Here is a 20,917-nt window from a genome sequence, read left to right as displayed (position 1 = left end):
CCCCACCGCCGCTGGCGATGTCCCGTGCTACGCTTGGACCTGCCCGCCGCCTTTTTTCACGTCCACGCAAGACAATCCCGCCGCCCTGTTCCATACTTTACCTTTTCACCGGTTGTCCGGCGCAAAGAAAGTTAGGGCGAAAATCATTAAATATGATACCGTCATCGCATTCCGACCGATTCAGGTTTTAACATGAAATACACCGCTTTAACCCTGCTGTTGTTGGGATTGATGGGCTATTCCACGGCATCGCAGGCCCTGTCCGAGGCCGAGGCCGAAGACATGGCCGATTTGACCGCCGTGTTCGTTTATCTGAAAAATAATTGCGGCTATACCGACATGCCCAACGAGCAGATACGCCGGGCAATATTGTTGTTCGCCCAGCAAAACCGGTGGGATCTCAGCAATTACGGCAGCTACAATATGCGCGCCCTGGGCGAGGACAGTTACCGCGACCTCAGCGGCATCGCCATTCCGACCCCGAAAAAATGCGAATCTCTGGCCGCCAACTCGCTCAGCTTGCTCGCTTACGCCAAATAAGGGTTCCGCCAAGACATTTTGTGTGAAATTCCTCCGTGCATCCCCCGGCGGAGTTCGCTATTATGTTGCGCCGTTTTCTCATGTCAGCAAAGGCCGAGGAGCAGCGAGACATGTCGCAAAAAGAGATTTGGCGCGAAACACTACATGATCATTTCGGCCAGCATTTTGAGGTGGGCGATATTCTGTTTCGGGAAAAGACCGAACATCAGGATCTGATTATTTTTGAAAATGACGCCTTCGGCCGTGTTATGGCGTTAGACGGCGTGGTGCAAACCACGGAGCGCGACGAATTCATCTACCATGAAATGATGGCCCATGTTCCGCTGATGGCGCACGGGCGGGCGGAAAGCGTGCTGATTATAGGCGGCGGCGATGGCGGTATGCTGCGCGAAGTCTGTCGCCACCGGTCGGTAAAGCGCATCCGCATGGTGGAAATCGACGCCGGCGTGGTGGCGTTCTGCCGCCGTTATCTACCGGGCCACAGCGCCGGCGCATTCGATGATCCGCGCTTCCATCTGACCATCGATGACGGCGTCGAATTTGTCGGCCGCACCGACGAAACCTTCGATGTCATCATATCCGATTGTACTGATCCCATCGGGCCGGGTTCCGCGCTGTTTACTTCCGCGTTTTATCAGGGCTGCGCCCGTTGCCTGAATGATGGCGGCATCTTTGTCGCTCAAAACGGCGTATGCTTTCTCCAGCAGGACGAATTGCTGGACAGCCACCGCAAACTGCGTCGCTATTTCGCCGACGTCGCTTTTTACCAGGCCGCCGTGCCAACCTATTATGGCGGCATCATGACCTTCGCCTGGGCCAGCCAGAATCCAACGCTGCGCCAAAGCGATATCGCCGTCTTACAGACGCGGATCAACGCGTCGGGACTGGCCTGCCGATATTATAATCCGGCAATCCATGTCGGCAGTTTCGCCCTGCCGCAATATGTTTTGAATGCCTTGTCGGCATCCGCCTGAGACGGTATCCATAAGGGGGTGAATCCAATTGCACAAGTTAAAACTACATGGCTTCAATAACTTAACCAAAAGCCTGAGTTTATGTATTTATGACATCTGTTATGCCAAAACCGCGGACGACTGCGACAGCTATATTGCCTATATCGACGAACAGTATAACGCCAATCGCCTGACCGAAATTCTCAGCGAAACCTGCGCGATGATCGGCGCCAACATACTCAATGTCGCGCGCCAGGATTACGAACCGCAAGGGGCCAGCGTCACTATCCTGGTCAGCGAGGAGCCAATGGACCCGCTGAGCATCGACAAGTCCGAGCATCCCGGCCCCTTACCGCAATCGGTGGTAGCGCATCTCGACAAAAGCCATATTTGCGTGCATACCTACCCGGAAAGCCATCCAGAGGACGGACTTTGCACGTTCCGCGCCGATATCGAGGTATCCACCTGCGGCGTCATCTCACCGCTCAAAGCGCTTAACTACCTGATCCATCAACTGGAATCGGATATCGTCACCATGGACTACCGGGTTCGCGGTTTCACCCGCGACGTGCATGGCGTGAAACACTATATCGATCATGAGATTAACTCCATCCAGAACTTTCTGGCCAAAGACATGAAGTCCCTTTATCACATGATGGATGTGAACATCTACCAGGAAAACATCTTCCATACCAAGATGATGCTGAGAGATTTCGATCTGAAGCATTACTTGTTCAATGCCTCGCCGGGCGATTTGACCGCCAGGGAACGTCAGGAAATCACCGAACTGCTTTATAAAGAAATGCGGGAGATTTACTACGGCAGAAATATACCGGCGGCGGCGACCCAATAATCGGGACCGTTGCGGATTGACAGCGATGATTCAGCGGTGGTAAGTCAACCCGTTGTCCGGCCCTTGGACATTGGCTCTCATTTCTTCGCTATTTACCATGCGATAGGGGCCAATGGTCCTCAAACAGGCGCAAGGGGGCATCAGGACTGTTGGAGAAATTCGCGGTACTGCCGCAGCATATGCAGAAAATCGTCCGAGCCGCACAACGAAAGGCTTTCCTCATCGTAATAGCTTAGGCCTTCCTCCAGTTCGTCATTCACAAACGTCAAATCATTGGCGCGCACCATGACCTCGTCGCCGTCGGTCCATAGGGTGTATTCATGGCCGATATGCTGCCAGGGTCTCCGTCGGCAATCCTGGCCCTGGCACAGATAGGTCTCGATATCGTTCAGCAAACGGTCATCGCCGTTTGCCTCATCGTTCAGCCAATGGCCCAGCGCTTCATGCCCCATGGAAAAGGCGGCCGTGACTTTCCCGGACATATCACGCACAAACTCATATTCCATCGTGTTTACCACCGCTAAAAAAACTGTCTGAGAAACGATCTTAACCGTTCCCGTCGAGAAAAGCGTTAACCCATGTGGAAATTTGATCAATGGCCGGTAAAACGTCATACCGAACGGCATTATGTCTCCCGTTGATAGTGTGCCGCACCTTCCCAGGAAACAAAGGCGGGCCTGCGATACTTGATGGGTTATTCGCCATTCATCACCAAGCACATGGCCGGCACGGTGGCCGGGATGAGCGAACCGCGCCGATAAAACGGAGGCAAAAAATTATACCTCCCAATCAATAGGGTTCGAGAAATTGAGACGGACCAATATTTTCAATAGCTTAATATTTCCATATTCCATTGCCAAGTTAAAAAGTTCCTGAGGTAGTATTTTAATCAGCTTGTACTCGGGATCATAACGCATCAAAATCAGCGCCAGTTCATTGCGTTTTTCCGCCATGGCTTTGTACAATAATGATCGTCCTTCCGGCGCATTGGGGTTATCCAGCGAAAACCCGTAGCGCAAGAGTTGCCGTAAAACCTCGTTTTGCTTATTTAGCCACGCCAGATCAACGGCGGTATTGTTATTAATATCCTGAGTGGCGAGCTTGGGCCGCCGCTTAAGTATACTGTTTATCAATGGCAAATCATCAATGCTTACCGCCAACATCAAAGCGCTGCTGCCGTTGCTATCCCGCGCGTTGACATCGGCGTTATTGATAATCAGATTATGCGCCCATTCCACCCGCCTAAACATGATTGCCTGTAATAAAGGAGTCAGCCCGAGGTCATTGACAATTTCCAAATCAGGACCGAATTTGAAAAATTCAACGGCGGCGGATGCATTAACGAATCTGATTAGCATATGCAACGCGCTATCGCCGTCCCGGTACTGGGCGTTAAGATTGGCGCCGGCCTCCGCCAGCCTGTATAGCAGCTTGGTTTTGCCCGCCAGGGCCGACATATGCAGCGGGGTGAGCCCCCATCGCCCTGCCGCGCTGGCATCCGCCTGGTATTTCAATAATAAAGTGGCTTTCAGATAAGAATGATCAGAGATGGCATAATGCAAAGCGGTAAAATCATTGCGATTTCTTATATTCGGGTCAGCGCCATATTTACGGAGCGCTTTTCGCATCGCGGCCCTGTTGCCTGGCCGATGTCGTCCGGCCAAGCGCATTAAATAGGTATTGCCGGCATAATCCTTCTTATTGATCTCATCCGGCTTAACAGGCCCATCGTCATATAAATTATAAAGATTTAAAAATGTGAAGTACTCATCCTGGGCTTCGAGGGATGCCGCGCGGGCAAGCCTTTTCCGAATAGCGACGGGGTCGTACAACTGCCGATAGCCGGCATAGGCTAAATCAGCGCCGGCGCCCGGTCCCGGCAAATACCTCCCGTTCTCTGTCCAACGACGGGACAGGTTTCCCGGCCATTCGCCGCTCTGCCCGATGTTGATGACAGGCAATGCGCTCACGCCCGGAGGCAACGCGAAAAACCCATGGGGATGGGACATATTGGCCATAGCGTAAGGGCTGAGGGACGTGTGCATATATTCTCCAGAAATAATTAAGACATCACTGTTTTATCACGAAGCGATCGTTTTTTTTTGAGCGCGCGATTTATCAGTGCCTTGATATCGGTGGAACCCGCCAGCATCAAGGCATTATGACCATTGCCGTCTCGTGCGTCGGTATCGGCGTTTTGGCCCACCAAAAATTCCGAAAATTTGCGACGTCCATAAAATATGGCCTCCAATAATGGAGTTCGTTGAGCGTTATTGCGAATTTCCAGATTGAGATCTGATTCGAACAACCCTAACAGATAAAAAAATGATGCTGTGTTATACCGGATGCTTAAATGCAATGCGGTATTTCCGTCATTGTCCTGGGCATTCAAATTGACACCGTGATTTCGCAATGCAAACAGCGCGCCCCTGTCATTGACCCGGGCGGCAATATGTAACGGTGTTTGCCCTTGCCAGCCAACCGCATTGGCGTCGGCATTATGTTTCAGTAACAGCTCGCTCTTTTCATTGGCATTACGAGCGATGGCATAATGCAATGCCGTATCATTCCGGTTGTTGCGGATATTCGGATCAGCGCCATACTCGCTCAAAGCTTGCCGTAACCTGTCCAGGCTTGCTGGAAACTCACGCCCCGCTAATTTCATCAAATAGGTATTGCCATGCCCGTCCGTCGCGTTGATATTTTCCGGTATCGTTGTCAGGTTGCCGTCAAGCCAGGGAAGATCCAGCTTAATAATCGTTTTTTGCCGTGGATTGTCCGGCACGGCGCGCACCAACCTTTGCCGCACGGCAAGATCGCCGTACCGGGATCGATAGCCGGAATACGCCAGATCATTGCCAGTGCGGCCGTGCTCGAGAGATCCGTCATTCACCATCAACGAGCCGGCGGTATCTTCCCTGCGTATTGCCGAGGGACCTGTAGCGGATACGGGTGGGTATGAAGTAATAGAATGTATTCCAATGATAGTATTTAGTGGATAAGTATTTAATATATTGGCTATATTCGCCCTGTGGTAACTTCCTGGTGGTGTAAACATCATGACTCCATGATAGATGTATTTTATATTTGAAAAATAGTGATTTACATTGCAATAGAAAACGCTGAACTAATGAACTTACACTCGCCATACTACAGGCCGCCTCTTTATTGGCTGCGTCCGCTCACCCCGAAAATATATCCCATCGCTTATGGCCGGAACAGTTTAATATTCTTTCTTAAGAGCAGCGGTTGAACTTTCTGTTATCCAGCGATTCAACCATTGATCCCAAATAGTTTTTTGAAACCCTGTAACCAGCGCCCGGCAAATGTTTCCGCCACCACAGGCGCAGGGTCCGGCACCGGCGTCGTTTGCGCCTCACCCGCCGCGATGACGATGGCCCGCGATGCCGTCTTCCCGCCCGTATTATCCTCTGCCAATGCCCTGGCGCCATAATACATCAGAATTTTCGCGGCCGAACGGTTACCTAACCGATGAGCCAGCATCAGCGGCGTCATGCCCTCATTGTTGCCAATTTCAAAAACCGGATGATATCTTACCAACACCTTTAATGCCCGGCGTTTGCCAAACTTCACCGCCAAATGCAGGGCATTGTTGCCATCCTGGTCCATGGCATTAATGTTATCCAATTTATTGATTAATTTCTCAACCAGAATATGCCTATCCGCCAACACGGCAAGCATAAGCGGGGTATGTCTTTCCTGATCCCGTAGGGTAAGATTCGTACCCGCATCAATCAACTTAAAGGCAAATCGAAAGAATCGGTCTTTCAACGCCTGCGTCAGAGGGGTATTTCCCTCTCTATTACGGATATTCAAAATGGGCTTAAGACGGCGTAAAAGGTAGAAAGTCGTTTTCCTATCATAAATTACCGCCATATGTAATGAGGTATTACCTTCTATATCCACCGCTTGGTAATCGGCGCCGCGCAAAAGCAGTTCAGAAACAAGATCTTTATCATCTTTTAATGTCGCCAGGTGCAGAGGGGTTTGCCCCTGCCACCCTTGAACATTGATATCGGCACCGTTGTCCACCAGAAGCAGCGCGTTTTCCACATCGCCAGTGGCAATGGCAAAATGCAGCGCCGTGTCGCCATGCCGGTTTTTGACATTCGGATCGGCCCGCCCATCAACCAGCAATTGTTTTAGCCATAAATAGCTCTGCGTGGTTTCCGAGCCGGCGACTTTCATCAATAACGTATTGCCCTGCGCGTCGCGCTGATGACTCTGATTGATAAAGTCAACGTCATCGTCCTCCCGCTCGTTTGGCGGAAATTGAAATCTTGCCCAAAAGTGATCCGGCACTGAACGCCGGCGTCTCGCCGGTAGGCGTAATTTTTGGTCCAAGGCCCGATAGGCGCCAGCATAAGCAAGCCTATCCCCCAACGGTATCGGCATTGAATTGTCGTTGTCGCCTATTGCCATGGGATGGATATCGTCGCTCCTCACCTGGCTGAAATTGGAATACCAAACAGGACTGACATTATTATTAAGTTGCGACAACCCAACGATATCAGGACTTATCCTTAGATCGTTTAAGAAAAAGGGGCCATTCGTGGCTGGTGCAAAAAGGGAGGAATGCATTTATGACCTCGTGTAAAAAGATAAGCCAGGCTGTGCTTGCGATAAAAAATATCCCGTTGTTCCAGTGGATAGTGCATTCGCATGGATATTATCGGCTAAAAATACGCGACAGCCTATTACAGAACCCCCGCAATCCAATGTCTTGAAACGTCAGCCATCGGCCGAAACCGGCGACCATTTGCCCAATAAAGGAAATGGGATAATTCGCCGCGGACGAAGGGGGAGAGGACGTGGGCGACCACTGCGTTGCATTTTCGGCACGATCGTCGCGGCCGTCGGCTTGCGTTATAGCGGTTTCCGTTTCGGATTGCAATGTGGGTGGAAAATGATTTTCGTCCCCAGACATTGTCATGGAGGCGACCGACGAGTCGGCTGGAATATAGGTATCCGCCCCCGCCTCTCGCAGTCTGGCTATCATATAGGGATTATCGTTGTCCACCGCGTTCATATAAGGCGTCTTGGCGAGGTAGCCTATTAAGTCAAGTTTGGGGTGATATTTCATAAGGATATCAAACTCTTTACGACGCTCCAATAGGGTTGCTATATGCAATGCGGTGTTATTATGAAAATCAATGGCATCAATATCGACATCATTTTCCAACAGCATCATTACCAACTCTTCATTACTCTCCAAGACGGCCAACATTAGCGGCGTACGCTTAAATTGGTTGCGGATGTCAAGCTCGGCGCCAAAACTAATTAATTTCTGCGCATAATCAAACCGCTTGGATTCAATCGCCTTGACCAAGGGGATATTAGCGTCATTTTGGAGCGTGCCAAAAGTATTTCGATAGCGGATAAGTTGTTGCAAAGCCAGATCCCGCCTACACTCAACCGCTATATCCTCGGCGGTTGCAAAGTGGTGGTCTGTCGCTTCCAGATCGGGATCCCTGGCGAGCAGTTGAGCAATCTGCGGGCTGTCCCCGCTCATGACAGCCAGCATCAACGGCGCTCTACCGACGCCATCGCGCGCTTCAATATTCACGCCGGAAGCCAGCAATTTCACGGTATACGCATGGCGGTGATGTCTTAGAGCCTCATGCAAGGGTGTGTTAAGGTCGTTATTGGACCGCTCCTTGTTTGACTTATCGCTAAGCGATTCAAATGCCTTGCCTTTGTCGCATATAATAGCAAGATGCAACGCAGTATTACCCGAGGCGTCGAGAGCATCAGTCCGAGCGCCATGCTTTAATAGGGCATCAATCAGTACGCTATTATTTTCCAACGTGGCCATATGCAACGGCGTTCGTCCCCCAGGTTCCGCCGAATTCACATCCGCGCCGCTTTCAATCGGAGAAATGGCTTTAAGGTTATCCCGCCGTTTGATGGCGGAATGCAACTCGTTGTTTTCACCCGAATAATCGTTATCAAGTCTGTTAGGGGCGATGACAGGCCGAGGTAATCCCATGGCTGGGGGATTGACAAGGCACAGGGCGTCATTTTCACCCAACCGGTTGAGAATTGATTCTTCACACACATTGTCCAAAATCGCGCGAGAAAGTCGGTTGTTTGATGATACATACCCAGCGGGTCGTCGGTATCCCCGGTAAGCGAGAGTCGAGGCGTAATCGCTGGTATCCTCCCGGGACATACCCCCGCATAGGGTACAGCGCGTCTCAGACGCTTGGGCAAAGTCAGCATAAGGGCATCCAAATGGGGCATGGCGCGTCCCGGTGCCGAGAGGTTTGCTGCGGCCCCGCCGACTACTGGCGTTCGGGCATATCCCGTAAAATCCGTATTTGTCGCTAAAAAAGGGGTCTGTTCAAGCATAAAGCAGTCCTTGGCAAAATGGTGTTGTTTGATAGCCGATGCCCGGCAAGAGAAATCCGCCGTGCTCGGCACATTGATGCCGGTCAAAAAATTGCCGCGCAATAATAAAAGGAGTCCCGCTACGTTATTCCCTCGTATACTCGTCGCACGTCACGTTGCCTCTTTGTTGGCCGCGCTTGCCGCCGCGATACAACTTGAATTATTTGGAGTATATAACCCTCCCCTGTTTAACGTCGTAGAACCGGGACGGTAAGAAGCTTTTCCATGCCAGGTAAAGAAACTCCCCAGGTCCGTGCCAAATCCCCAAGCCAGCAGGTCATGCGTTGCATCCAATGCGTCGGCCGGTTCGACGACGATACGCCACTGTCCATCCGCGGACCGCCGATGGCGCCGTCGTGGCCTTCGGTGGACGTCGGCACGGGCGGAGATGGCGGCTGACCCATCGGCGCAGCGTCCTCCGCCGCCGGCTGTGATGAAAGTTCATCGGCGGGTATTGATGTCGCAAGGGTTGTCGGGAGAACCCATAAGGCGCCGTGCTGGGGCAGGATATCCTGCGCATAAGTATTATTCGCCTGCTGGGCCAGCATGAGTAAGGTGTTCCCATCGTTATCGGCGAAATTCAACACGGGATGAAATGACAATATGTTATTCAACAGCGCGGTGTCATTGTGGTTTATCGCCAGAGAAATGGCCGCCAGTCCGTTCTTATCGCGCGCATCAATATCAGCGCCAAGCCGCATCAGCGCGTCGAACATCGCCATCCGGCCATTCTCGGCCGCAAGCAGCAGCGCGCTTTGTCCATGGTTGTTGGCCTGGTCGAGATCCCACGGCACTTCCAGCAACGCGGCGAACGCTTGCGGCTTATCGTACTTGACCGCCAACATCAACGCGGTGTTGGCTGACGGGTCTTTTTCATTGATGTCCGCCTGCTTACGCAATAGCTTTTCCGTCAGCTCCTTTTCATCATGTAATACCGCCAGCATTAACGGCGTATAACCCCGGGCGTTTCGTTGATTTACATCGACGCTGTAATCAAGCATATCCGCCGCCAGAATAAATTTCCGATCAGTCAGCGCCTTCATGAACGGTGAAAGCGCGCCTTCGCGTTTCGCGTGCGGCGATAGACTGTATCTCATTAATCGCTTGAATGAATCGTCACGCTGATTATGCCACGCCTGTTCGATGGCGGTTTCTTTGCGATTGTCCTCGGCGTAAATATCAGGCCCTTTTTTTATAATTTGTTTCACCAGCTCTTTGTCGTTGGCAATAATTGCCAACATCAGCGCAGTACGGCCGTTACCATCACGAGCTTCAATATCGGCATTATTATCAACCAGATCTTTGGCCCACGCCAAACGGTTGTCGGTTAATGCTTCCAGTAAAGGGGTGCGCCTGGCGTGGTTATAGATTTCCAGACTGGACGCGATGCTTATCGGATCATATACCAACGAAATCTTAGTCATGTTATACTTTATCGCCAAATGCAGCGCCGTATTACCGTCTTTATCCGTGCGATGTAAATCGGCACCGTGATGTTTCAAAGCGAACATTGAGCCGAGATCATCATTGCAAGCCGCCATATGCAATGGGGTTTGCCCCAGGCCACCGACCACATTGGCGTCGGCGTGGTTTTTTAGCAATGCTTCGGTCCTGAGACTGAATTTGCCGGCAACGGCGTAGTGCAACGCCGTGTAATTATGGTTATTCCTGATATTAGGATTGGCGTTATATCGCTTTAGGGCCAGATCCAGTTTTTCGTCGTTGTCCGGGTCGTCCCGCCCCGCCAGTTGCATCAAATAGGTATTGCCGTCCACATCCTGAAAATCGATATTGTCCAAATCCGGTTCCGTGGCGCCCTTTAGCGCAGGCAAATCCAACAAAGCGATATATTCCCTGGGCCGCACCGCTGTCAAGCCGCGGATTTTTCTCTGTGGGCGGGAGTCAACGCCATAGACCGCCTTATAGCCTCGATAAGCCAAATGATTGCCTGGAAAATTGTTTTCTCGCCTGGCTTCCGTTATCTTGTCCCGTGCGATGCGCTTTTTCAGGCTTTGCGGCAATATCCCAATGTGTACCGGCGTCAACGCGGAAATACCGTTGGCCGCCGATGTCGGCGCAGAGCCGGCAATACCCGGAAAGGGTTCCGTTGGCACAGTTGGGGTGTATGCCAAAGGGTATAGGGGGTGTGTCAACATCTTTTCTCCTTTGCATGGGATATCAGAGCGCCGGCGCAATTTGATTATTTAATAACGTCAATTAGGAAGCGATTTAAAGTATTCGAATAGCTCGTTGCGCCATCACAGACTATTTGTACCGCCCCGGCTATCTTTATAGCCTACGGCGAATATCCGGCATAGATGAAACGTCTTCTTAGCGAGTATTTGTTGAACTTGACGAGAACCAAGGCGTGAGAAATATTGCTTGATGGTTTTTTTCATAAATACGCGGAAACGATAATGGCGACTTTACCAAATCCGGTGAACCGCCGGAGAAACGGACAATCCAGCAAAAAAAACGGGCCAAAGATCGCTTTGGCCCGCCGTCGGTTTCCCGTCTTGGCAACAAGAACTTATACCGCCGTCTGGAAAATCACCGCATCCGCTTTTTCGGTGTAATCGGCCAGGGTATCGAAGTTCAGGTAGCGGTAGGTATCCGCCGCGCTGTTATCCACCGACGCCATGGCCTGGGCATATTCCTTCGGGGTTGGCAGCCGCCCCAGTAGCGATGTGACCGCCGCCAGCTCAGCCGACACCAAATACACATCCGCCCCGGTGCCCAACCGATTGGGGAAGTTGCGGGTAGAGGTGGAAACCACCTTGGCGCCATCGGCGACCCGCGCCTGATTGCCCATGCATAGCGAACAACCCGGGATTTCCACCCGCGCGCCGCTTTTACCGAAGATACTGTAGTAACCCTCTTCGGTCAGTTGCGCGGCATCCATCTTGGTGGGCGGCGCGACCCATAGCCGGGTCGGCAGCGCGCCTTTATGCTGGTCCAGCAATTTACCGGCCGCCCTGAAGTGGCCGATGTTGGTCATGCAGGAGCCGATGAAGACTTCATCAATCTTGTTACCGGCCACCTGCGACAACAAGCGGGCATCATCCGGGTCGTTGGGGGCGCAAACGATAGGCTCGGTGATGGACGCCAAATCGATTTCGATGATGGCGGCATAGTCCGCATCGGCATCCGCCTCCAGCAGGCTGGGTCGCGCCAGCCAGTTTTCCATGGCGCTGACGCGACGTTCCAGCGTACGGCGATCACCGTATCCCTCGGCAATCATCCATTTCAGCAGCACGACATTGGAGCTGAGATATTCCTCAATGGGCGCCTGATTCAGCTTGATGGTGCATCCCGCCGCGGAACGCTCGGCCGAGGCGTCGGCCAGTTCGAATGCCTGCTCGACTTTAAGATCGGGCAACCCCTCGATCTCCAGAATGCGTCCGGAAAAGATGTTCTTTTTGCCCTTCTTTTCCACTGTGAGCAAGCCTTGCTGGATAGCGTAATAGGGAATGGCATGCACCAGATCGCGCAACGTGATGCCTGGCTGTAGTTCGCCTTTGAACCGCACCAGCACCGACTCGGGCATATCCAACGGCATAACGCCGGTAGCGGCGGCGAAAGCCACCAGGCCGGACCCGGCCGGGAATGAGATGCCGATAGGGAAGCGGGTATGGGAATCGCCCCCGGTGCCCACCGTATCGGGCAATAGCATTCTGTTCAGCCAGGAATGAATGATGCCGTCGCCGGGGCGCAGGGATACGCCGCCGCGGTTCATGATGAAGTCCGGCAGCGAATGATGGGTCTGCACATCCACCGGTTTCGGGTACGCGGCGGTGTGGCAGAAAGACTGCATGACCAGATCGGCGGAAAAGCCAAGACAGGCCAGATCCTTGAGTTCGTCGCGGGTCATCGGGCCCGTGGTATCCTGCGAACCCACCGAGGTCATTTTAGGTTCACAGTATTGGCCGGGCCGCACGCCCGCCACGCCGCAGGCGCGACCGACGATTTTCTGCGCCAGGGTGTAACCGCGGTCCGAAGGCGCCACCGCCCGGGCATGGCGAAAGATCTGGCTGGCCGGCAACCCCAGGGAATCACGGGCCCGCGAGGTCAGACCGCGGCCGATAATGAGAGGAATACGGCCACCAGCCCGAACCTCGTCCACCAGAACGTCGGTATTAAGCTTGAAGGAAGCCAGCAGGCGGTTGTCGGCATGATGGCGAATTTCGCCGTTAAACGGATAGATGTCGACAACATCGCCCATGTTTAATTCCGACACATCCACTTCGATGGGTAGCGCGCCTGAGTCTTCCATGGTGTTAAAGAAAATAGGCGCGATCTTGCTGCCCAGCACCACGCCGCCGCTGCGCTTATTCGGCACATGGGGAATATCTTCGCCCATGTACCACAACACGGAATTGGTGGCGGATTTGCGCGACGAGCCGGTACCGACCACGTCGCCCACATAGGCCAGCGGATAGCCCTTCGCCTTGAGTTCGGATAGCAGCGTGAGCGGCCCGACGGCGCCCGGCTGGTCGGGCTCTATGCCGTCGCGGGGGTTTTTAAGCATGGCCAGGGCATGCAATGGGATATCCGGGCGGGACCAGGCGTCAGGCGCCGGAGATAGGTCATCGGTGTTGGTTTCGCCGGTGACCTTGAAGACCGTCACGGTGATCTTTTCCGCCAGCGGCGGACGGGAGAGAAACCATTCCGCCTCGGCCCACGAGCGCATCACATCCTGTGCATGGGGATTGCCGGCCCTGGCTTTCGCCTCGACATCGTGAAAACTGTCGAACATCAACAGCATGGTTTTCAGCGCGTCTGCGGCGATAGGCGCCAATGCCTCATCATCCAGCGCTTCCACCAGCGGCTGGATATTATAACCGCCCTGCATGGTGCCGAGCAGTTCGACGGCCTTGGCCGGGCTTATCAGCGGCGAAGAAGCGTCGCCTCTGGCGACGGCCGCCAGGAATCCCGCTTTCACGTAAGCGGCCTCGTCCACGCCGGGAGGCACGCGGTTCATCAACAGATCAAGAATGAACTCTTCTTCGCCGGTCGGCGGTTTTTTCAGCAGTTCAACCAGCGCGGCCGCTTGCGCGGCATCAAGAGGTTTAGGCACAATCCCCTGGGCGGCACGCTCGGCAACGTGCTTACGATAATCTTCTAGCACGACGATCTCCTCGCTATTCTAGTCATTGCTCGCTGTCGTTTGTCATTGCTCGTTTCGGAACAGGCCGGCATCGTATCGCGACGTCTCAAGGGACCTCGCTCGAGAAATGAACTTTTTGATCTTTTATTACCCGGTGCCGGGCTGACAGTGTATCAGGAATAAACGACCCTGTTAATTTGTTTACATCTATATAACATTATTTTTTCGCTGAAACGTTAAGGCCTTAGGCAAGAATGCGCGGGTTAAATGATCCTGTTTAACCGATAAATAATTAGCATTGTTTATAGTCGCTACATACGCCGAGTTGCATCGCGGCGGCGGGCGCGGCCAACAAAGAGGCAACCTGAAGTGTGACGAGCACAGGCTCATCATACTACGCTTCGTCTCTTCGTTGGCGACATTCGCGCGCTTGCCGCCCGGATGCAATTCGAGTGATTTGAAGTATGAGGGATTCGCCATGGAAAAACGGAGGGAAACTGCCGGCAGGTTATCAACGGCCGACCGAGAGGATGACGCAAACCTCAAGCCGGCGCGGTGAATCCGGCCGGTGAGGATAATGCGCTAGCGCCCCAAGCCCGGCGGAGATACCCGGAGCTTGGCGGCAGGGCTTATTTCTTTTTCTTGGCCTTGGCGTTGGGCAGGTCGGTAATACTGCCCTCGAAAACTTCCGCCGCCAGACCGACCGATTCGTGCAAGGTCGGGTGGGCGTGGATGGTCAGCGCGACATCTTCGGCATCGCAGCCCATTTCGATGGCCAGGCCGATTTCCCCCAGCAACTCGCCGCCGTTAACGCCGACCACCGCACCGCCTATCACCCGGTGGCTCTCTTTATCAAAGATCAGTTTGGTCATCCCCTCCTGGCAATCGGACGCGATGGCGCGGCCCGACGCCGCCCAGGGGAAGGTGGCGACTTCGAAGCTGATACCCTTCTCCTTCGCTTCCTTCTCGGTGACGCCGACCCAGGCCACTTCCGGTTCGGTATAGGCGATGGACGGAATCACCTTGGGATCGAAATAATGTTTCTTGCCGGCAATGACCTCGGCGGCCACATGTCCCTCATGGGTCCCTTTGTGCGCCAGCATCGGCTGGCCGACGATATCGCCGATGGCGTAAATGTGCGGCACATTGGTACGCATTTGTTTGTCGACCCGGATGAAACCGCGATCGTCCACTTCCACCCCCGCCTGGCCCGCATCAAGCAACTTCCCGTTCGGCACGCGGCCGATAGCCACCAGTACCGCATCGTAACGCTGCGGTTCGGCAGGCGCCTTCTTGCCTTCCATGCTGACATAGATGCCGTCTTCCTTGGCCTCCACGGTGGTGACCTTGGTTTCCAGCATCAGATTGAACTGCTTGCTGACTTGTTTGGTGTACACTTTGACCACATCTTTGTCGGCGACCGGGATCACCTGATCGAACATTTCCACCACGTCGATCTTGGAGCCCAGGGCATAATAAACGGTCGCCATTTCCAGACCGATAATACCGCCGCCCATCACCAGCAGGCGTTCCGGCACCGTCCTGAGCGCCAGCGCGTCGGTGGAATCCCAGACACGCGGATCATCATGGGGAATAAAGGGCAAGGTGATGGGACGGGAACCGGCGGCGATAATGGCGTTGTCGAAGGTAATGGTGGTGCTGCCCTTCTCGCCGTCCACCTGGAGGCTATGGGTACCCGTGAATTTACCCACGCCCTGGACCACCTTGACTTTACGCGCCTTGGCCATGCCGGCCAAACCGCCGGTCAACTGGTTGACAACCCGTTCTTTCCAGGTCCGCACTTTATCGATATCGGTTTTCGGTTCGCCGAAGGTGATGCCGTTTTCCCGCAACGCCTTAGCTTCTTCAATCACCTTGGCCACATGCAGCAGCGCCTTGGAGGGAATGCATCCCACGTTCAGGCAGACGCCGCCCAGGGTTGCATAACGTTCGACCAGCACGGTCTCCAGACCTAAATCAGCGCAACGGAAGGCGGCGGAATATCCTCCCGGGCCCGCCCCAAGTACCACGACCTGGGTTTTGATTTCTGTACTCATTATGACCTCTTATTTGTTTATCCGGCGGGAGCGGCGCTCATTTATTGGCGAGTCAAAGGCATCATGCGCTATCGCCGCCGGTATGCCTCCATCGCGCACAGTTTACAGAAATGTTAATAATCTGCATAGCATGCGAATGGGACGCTACCCGTCATACTTCATGTCGTCTCTTTGCTGGCCGCGTCCGCCCCAGTCACAGAGCTAGCTTTGCTCTTGGGGCCTCGCGCACATGCCGTCGCGATGCAACTCGAAGTTTCCAGAATATAAACCTGTCCGCCCCGCCGGCCCGGCACGCCGGCCGGCGGGGAGTCATACTGTACCACAGCCGGCCCCATGGGCCGGCTTGCCGTTTACATCACCAACCGGCGGATATCGCTCATCACCTGATTGATATAGGTGATAAAACGCGCGCCCACCGCACCGTCGATCACCCGGTGGTCATAGGACAAGGAGAGCGGCAACATCAGGCGCGGCGCGAATTCCTTGCCGTTCCAAACCGGTTTGACGGCGGATTTGGACACCCCGAGAATGGCCACTTCCGGCGCATTGACGATGGGCGTGAACGCGGTGCCGCCGATACCGCCGAGACTGGAGATGGTAAAGCATCCGCCCTGCATGTCGGACGATGTCAATTTGCCGTCGCGGGCTTTCTTGGAGATGGCCGCCAGCTCGCGGGACAAGTCAAAGATGCCTTTCTTATTGACATCGCGGAATACCGGCACCACCAAGCCATTGGGCGTATCCACCGCCACGCCGATATTGATGTACTTTTTCAGGATCAGCGTTTGGGCGTCCTCGGACAGCGAGCTATTGAAGCGAGGCATGTCTTCCAACGCCTTGGCGACCGCCTTCATGATGAAGACCAGCGGCGTTATCTTCACATCCAGTTTCTTTTTCTCCGCCTCGGCGTTTTGCTCTTTGCGGAAAGCCTCAAGCTCGGTGATATCGGCCTCGTCAAATTGCGTCACATGGGGGATCATGACCCAGTTGCGATGCAAATTGGCGCCGGAGATCTTTTGAATCCGGCCCAGTTCGACCTCTTCGACTTCGCCGAATTTACTGAAATCCACTTTCGGCCAAGGCAACAGGCCCGGCAGCGAGCCGCCGCCGGCAGCGGCGGCCGGGGCGGCCTCGGCCCGTTTAACGGCGTCTTTGATATACGCCTGGATATCTTCTCGCAGAATACGGCCTTTGCGACCGGTGCCTTTGACTTTCGCCAAATCGACGCCGAATTCCCGCGCCAGCCGGCGAATCAGCGGCGTGGCATGGACATAGGCCGCGTTCTCGGCGAATTCGCCTTTAGCGGCAACGGACGGCGCGCTGATCGCCGCCGCATTCTTATTGGCCGACGAGGCCGGCGACGGCGCGACGGCGGCGGCGGTTTCGGCTTTGCCTGACCGCGGCGCCGGTGCGGCCGCATTGCCCGCCACCTCGAACACCATGATCAGCGATCCGGTACTGACTTTATCGCCGACCTTGACCTTAATTTCCTTGACGGCGCCGGCGAACGGCGCCGGCACTTCCATGGAGGCCTTATCGCCTTCCACGGTAATCAGCGACTGTTCGGCGCTCACCGTGTCGCCGACCTTGACCAGCACCTCGGTCACCTCAACCTCGTCGCCGCCGATATCCGGCACGCTGACGTCCTTGACGCCACCTGACGGGGCCGGCGCGGCGTCGGCCTTGCGCTCCTGCGCCTGCGCCGGAGCGCTACCGCTTTCGCCCGCCGCTTCAAACACCATAATCAGCGAGCCGGTGCTGACTTTATCGCCCGTGTTGACCTTGATTTGTTTAACGGTGCCGGCGAACGGCGCCGGCACTTCCATGGAAGCCTTATCCCCTTCGACGGTAATCAGCGACTGTTCGGCGCTCACCGTATCGCCGACTTTGACCAGCACTTCGGTCACTTCCACCTCGTCACCGCCGATATCCGGCACGAAAACGTCTTTATCCACGGCGGCGGCCGCTTTTGTTTCTTGCTGCGGCGCAGGCGCGGCGAGCGCGTCCTTGGCGGCGCCGGCCGCCTCGTCGAAGACCATAATCAAGGAACCGGTGCTTACCTTGTCGCCGACGGCGACTTTCAGTTCCTTCACTACGCCGGCGCAGGGCGAAGGCACTTCCATGGAGGCTTTGTCGCCTTCGACGGTGATAAGCGATTGCTCGGCGCTCACCGTATCGCCGACCTTGACCAACACTTCGGTCACTTCCACTTCGTCCGTACCGATATCCGGCACATTAATTTCAATAGCCATTGGTTGTTTTACCTCTTATGCCAGACGCGGATTGACTTTATCGGCATCGATATTGAATTTGGCGATGGCTTCCGCCACGACGCCGGCTTCGATATCGCCGCGTTTGGCCAGTTCGCCCAAAGCGGCCACGACCACGTAAGCGGCATCCACTTCGAAGTGATGACGCAGATTTTCACGGCTGTCGGAACGGCCGAAACCGTCGGTGCCCAGTACCCGGAATTCACTGGCCGGGATAAAATTACGGATCTGTTCGGCAAACAGCTTCATGTAATCGGTGGAAGCCACCGCCGGCGCGTCGTTCATTACCTGCGCCACATAGGGCACGCGGGGCGTTTCGGTCGGATGCAGCATATTCCAGCGTTCGCAGTCCTGACCGTCCCGGGCCAGCTCGGTGAACGATGTGACGCTATACACATCGGAACCGACGCCATAATCCTTGGACAGGATGGCCGCCGCTTCGCGAACATGGCGCAGAATGGCGCCCGAGCCGAGTAACTGCACTTTGCCCTTTCCGCCTTCCAGGGTCTCCAACCGGTAGATCCCTTTGCGAATGCCCTCTTCCGCGCCCTGCGGCATGGCCGGCATATGGTAGTTTTCATTCAGGGTGGTCAGGTAGTAGTAGACATTCTCCTGATGCTCGCCGTACATCCGGGTCAGCCCGTCGTGCATGATGACCGCCACTTCATAGGCGTAAGCCGGGTCATAGGACACACAGTTGGGAATGGTCAGCGACTGAACATGGCTATGGCCATCCTCGTGTTGCAAACCTTCGCCGTTCAGGGTGGTGCGGCCCGAGGTGCCGCCTATCAGGAAACCGCGCGCCTGCTGGTCGCCGGCCGCCCACAGCAAATCGCCGATACGCTGGAAGCCGAACATCGAATAGTAGATGTAGAACGGAATCATCGGCAGATCGTTGGTGCTGTAGGAGGTCGCCGCCGCCAGCCAGGATGAGGCCGCGCCCAGTTCGTTGATCCCCTCCTGAAGAATCTGGCCTTTTTCGTCTTCGCGGTAGTAAGCCACCTGTTCACGGTCCTGAGGCGTGTACTGCTGGCCGTTCGGGCTGTAAATGCCGATTTGCCGGAACAGGCCTTCCATACCAAAGGTCCGCGCCTCGTCGGCAATGATCGGCACCAGGCGATCTTTGATGGACGGGTTCTTGAGCATGACATTCAAAACCCTGACAAACGCGATGGTGGTGGAGATTTCTTTTTTCTGCTCTTCCAGCAATGCGCCGAAGTCTGCCAGGGACGGCAATTCCAGCGGCTGGGTGAAATTCTTCAGGCGGGTCGGCACATAACCGTTCAGCGCCTTGCGGCGGCCATGCAGGTATTTGTATTCGTCGGTTTCTTCCCCGAAGGTGATGTAAGGCAGCTTTTCCACCGCGTCGTCGGCCACCAGCGAAGAGAGATTGAAACGGTCGCGGAAATACCGCACGCCGTCCATGTTCATCTTCTTGACCTGATGGGCGATGTTCATGCCCTCGGCGGTTTCGCCCATGCCGTAGCCTTTGATGGTGTGCGCCAGGATAACCACCGGTTTGTCCTTGACTTTTTGCGCCTTTTGCAAGGCGGCGAACACTTTTTTCGGATCATGGCCGCCGCGATTCAACGCCCACACTTCGTCGTCGCTCATGTCTTTGACCAGCGCGGCGGTTTCCGGGTATTTACCGAAGAAATGTTCGCGCACATAGGCGCCGTTTTTGGACTTGAAGGTTTGGTAATCGCCGTCGACGGTTTCATTCATCAGTTGAATAAGTTTGCCGGTGGTGTCTTTACGCAGCAGGTCGTCCCAGCGACTGCCCCAGACCACCTTGATCACTTCCCAGCCGGCGCCGCCGAAGATGCCTTCCAGCTCATTGATGATCTTGCCGTTGCCGGTGACCGGCCCGTCCAGACGCTGCAAGTTACAGTTAATGATGAAAATCAGATTATCGAGTTTTTCCCGGGTCGCGACGGTAATGGCGCCCTTGGATTCCGGTTCGTCCATCTCGCCGTCGCCAAGGAAGGCGTAAACCTTCTGCGCCGCCGTGTCTTTCAGACCGCGATGACTGAGATATTTCAGGAATTTCGCCTGATAGATGGCCGCGATAGGACCCAGCCCCATGGACACGGTGGGGAACTGCCAGAATTCCGGCAACAGCTTCGGATGCGGGTAGGACGGCAAGCCCTTGCCGTGAACCTCTTGCCTGAAATTATTCATTTGTTCTTCGGTCAGGCGACCTTCGAGGAAAGCGCGGGCATAGATGCCGGGGGAGATATGGCCCTGGAAATACACCAGATCGCCGCCGTCCTGGCCATTGCGCCCATGGAAAAAGTGGTTGAAGCAGACTTCATAAATCGTGGCGGAGGACTGGAACGACGCCATATGGCCGCCCAGGTCCAGATCTTTTTTCGATGCATGCAGCACCGCCATCACCGCGTTCCAACGCACCGCCGAGCGAATACGGCGCTCCAGTTCCAGATTGCCGGGGTATTCGGGTTCATCCTCAACCGGGATGGTGTTGATGTAATTCCGGCCCGACGCACCGGCAGCGATACTGACGCCACCCTTACGAGCCCCGTCCAGCACTTGATCGATCAAATACTGGGCGCGCTCAATACCCTCTTCACGGATAACCGATTCGATCGCCTGTAGCCAGTCGCGTGTTTCGATCGGATCCACGTCATTGTATAAACGTTCTGACATGGTGGTGTTCCTTATCTATCGCTATTAATTGATTTATGCCCTTCGTCTTTCGAGCCGCG

At 54.7% G+C, this 20,917-nt stretch carries 13 protein-coding genes; 3 read left to right on the top strand and 10 right to left on the bottom strand.

Going from position 1 to position 20,917, the window contains the following annotated elements; all coding sequences use genetic code 11:
* Positions 1–192 precede the first annotated feature (192 nt).
* From FCN80_RS01695 to speD, 3 genes are all read left to right on the top strand, one after another.
* The gene (locus FCN80_RS01695) at positions 193–540 is read left to right on the top strand and encodes a YacC family pilotin-like protein (protein ID WP_136988151.1); all 348 of its coding nucleotides are present in this window, start codon (positions 193–195) and stop codon (positions 538–540) included.
* A 110-nt stretch (positions 541–650) separates the two neighbouring features.
* Positions 651–1,514 (top strand): polyamine aminopropyltransferase, encoded by an 864-nt coding sequence (gene speE, locus FCN80_RS01690; protein WP_136988150.1) that lies wholly within the window; start codon positions 651–653, stop codon positions 1,512–1,514.
* 28 nt (positions 1,515–1,542) lie between these two features.
* The gene (gene speD / locus FCN80_RS01685) at positions 1,543–2,346 is read left to right on the top strand and encodes an adenosylmethionine decarboxylase (RefSeq protein ID WP_136988149.1); all 804 of its coding nucleotides are present in this window, start codon (positions 1,543–1,545) and stop codon (positions 2,344–2,346) included.
* Between the two features lie 140 nt (positions 2,347–2,486).
* On the opposite strand, the gene FCN80_RS01680 is transcribed toward speD, so the two are convergent.
* From FCN80_RS01680 to aceE, 10 genes are all read right to left on the bottom strand, one after another.
* A complete protein-coding gene (locus FCN80_RS01680) occupies positions 2,487–2,852 on the bottom strand; it encodes a YacL family protein (protein WP_136988148.1) in 366 nt (121 codons plus the stop codon).
* A gap of 270 nt (positions 2,853–3,122) precedes the next feature.
* On the bottom strand, positions 3,123–4,391 hold the full coding sequence (locus FCN80_RS01675; RefSeq protein ID WP_136988147.1) for an ankyrin repeat domain-containing protein: 1,269 nt from the start codon (positions 4,389–4,391) through the stop codon (positions 3,123–3,125).
* A 17-nt stretch (positions 4,392–4,408) separates the two neighbouring features.
* Positions 4,409–5,407: an ankyrin repeat domain-containing protein gene (locus tag FCN80_RS01670; RefSeq protein WP_136988146.1), complete on the bottom strand. Its 999-nt coding sequence runs from the start codon at positions 5,405–5,407 to the stop codon at positions 4,409–4,411.
* 212 nt (positions 5,408–5,619) lie between these two features.
* The gene (locus FCN80_RS01665) at positions 5,620–6,762 is read right to left on the bottom strand and encodes an ankyrin repeat domain-containing protein (protein ID WP_306767826.1); all 1,143 of its coding nucleotides are present in this window, start codon (positions 6,760–6,762) and stop codon (positions 5,620–5,622) included.
* Positions 6,763–7,036: 274 nt separating this feature from the next.
* Positions 7,037–8,425: an ankyrin repeat domain-containing protein gene (locus tag FCN80_RS01660; RefSeq protein ID WP_170975295.1), complete on the bottom strand. Its 1,389-nt coding sequence runs from the start codon at positions 8,423–8,425 to the stop codon at positions 7,037–7,039.
* Positions 8,426–8,945: 520 nt separating this feature from the next.
* On the bottom strand, positions 8,946–10,913 hold the full coding sequence (locus tag FCN80_RS01655) for an ankyrin repeat domain-containing protein (protein ID WP_136988143.1): 1,968 nt from the start codon (positions 10,911–10,913) through the stop codon (positions 8,946–8,948).
* Between the two features lie 374 nt (positions 10,914–11,287).
* Positions 11,288–13,885, bottom strand: a complete 2,598-nt coding sequence (gene acnB, locus FCN80_RS01650; protein WP_136988142.1) for a bifunctional aconitate hydratase 2/2-methylisocitrate dehydratase — start codon at positions 13,883–13,885, stop codon at positions 11,288–11,290.
* Positions 13,886–14,493: 608 nt separating this feature from the next.
* Positions 14,494–15,921 carry a dihydrolipoyl dehydrogenase gene (gene lpdA, locus FCN80_RS01645; RefSeq protein ID WP_136988141.1) on the bottom strand — a complete coding sequence of 476 codons (1,428 nt, stop codon included), beginning with the start codon at positions 15,919–15,921 and terminating at the stop codon, positions 14,494–14,496.
* 350 nt (positions 15,922–16,271) lie between these two features.
* Positions 16,272–18,173 carry a pyruvate dehydrogenase complex dihydrolipoyllysine-residue acetyltransferase gene (aceF, locus tag FCN80_RS01640; RefSeq protein WP_136988140.1) on the bottom strand — a complete coding sequence of 634 codons (1,902 nt, stop codon included), beginning with the start codon at positions 18,171–18,173 and terminating at the stop codon, positions 16,272–16,274.
* A gap of 15 nt (positions 18,174–18,188) precedes the next feature.
* Complete coding sequence (aceE, locus tag FCN80_RS01635) at positions 18,189–20,858, bottom strand: pyruvate dehydrogenase (acetyl-transferring), homodimeric type (RefSeq protein WP_136988139.1); 2,670 nt, start codon at positions 20,856–20,858, stop codon at positions 18,189–18,191.
* Positions 20,859–20,917: the final 59 nt, after the last annotated feature.

The sequence above is a fragment of the Martelella alba genome (assembly GCF_005217455.1).
Classification (GTDB): domain Bacteria; phylum Pseudomonadota; class Gammaproteobacteria; order Enterobacterales; family Enterobacteriaceae; genus Acerihabitans.
This window is presented reverse-complemented; position numbering and strand designations above follow the sequence as displayed.

Excerpts from the sequence above, each read along its gene's own strand:
- FCN80_RS01695 (WP_136988151.1), top strand. The coding sequence starts at position 193 with ATGAAATACACCGCTTTAACCCTGCTGTTGTTGGGATTGATGGGCTAT.
- speE (WP_136988150.1), top strand. The coding sequence starts at position 651 with ATGTCGCAAAAAGAGATTTGGCGCGAAACACTACATGATCATTTCGGC.
- FCN80_RS01680 (WP_136988148.1), bottom strand. The coding sequence starts at position 2,852 with ATGGAATATGAGTTTGTGCGTGATATGTCCGGGAAAGTCACGGCCGCC.
- FCN80_RS01675 (WP_136988147.1), bottom strand. The coding sequence starts at position 4,391 with ATGCACACGTCCCTCAGCCCTTACGCTATGGCCAATATGTCCCATCCC.
- FCN80_RS01670 (WP_136988146.1), bottom strand. The coding sequence starts at position 5,407 with ATGATGTTTACACCACCAGGAAGTTACCACAGGGCGAATATAGCCAAT.
- FCN80_RS01665 (WP_306767826.1), bottom strand. The coding sequence starts at position 6,762 with ATGCCGATACCGTTGGGGGATAGGCTTGCTTATGCTGGCGCCTATCGG.
- FCN80_RS01655 (WP_136988143.1), bottom strand. The coding sequence starts at position 10,913 with ATGTTGACACACCCCCTATACCCTTTGGCATACACCCCAACTGTGCCA.
- lpdA (WP_136988141.1), bottom strand. The coding sequence starts at position 15,921 with ATGAGTACAGAAATCAAAACCCAGGTCGTGGTACTTGGGGCGGGCCCG.
- aceF (WP_136988140.1), bottom strand. The coding sequence starts at position 18,173 with ATGGCTATTGAAATTAATGTGCCGGATATCGGTACGGACGAAGTGGAA.
- aceE (WP_136988139.1), bottom strand. The coding sequence starts at position 20,858 with ATGTCAGAACGTTTATACAATGACGTGGATCCGATCGAAACACGCGAC.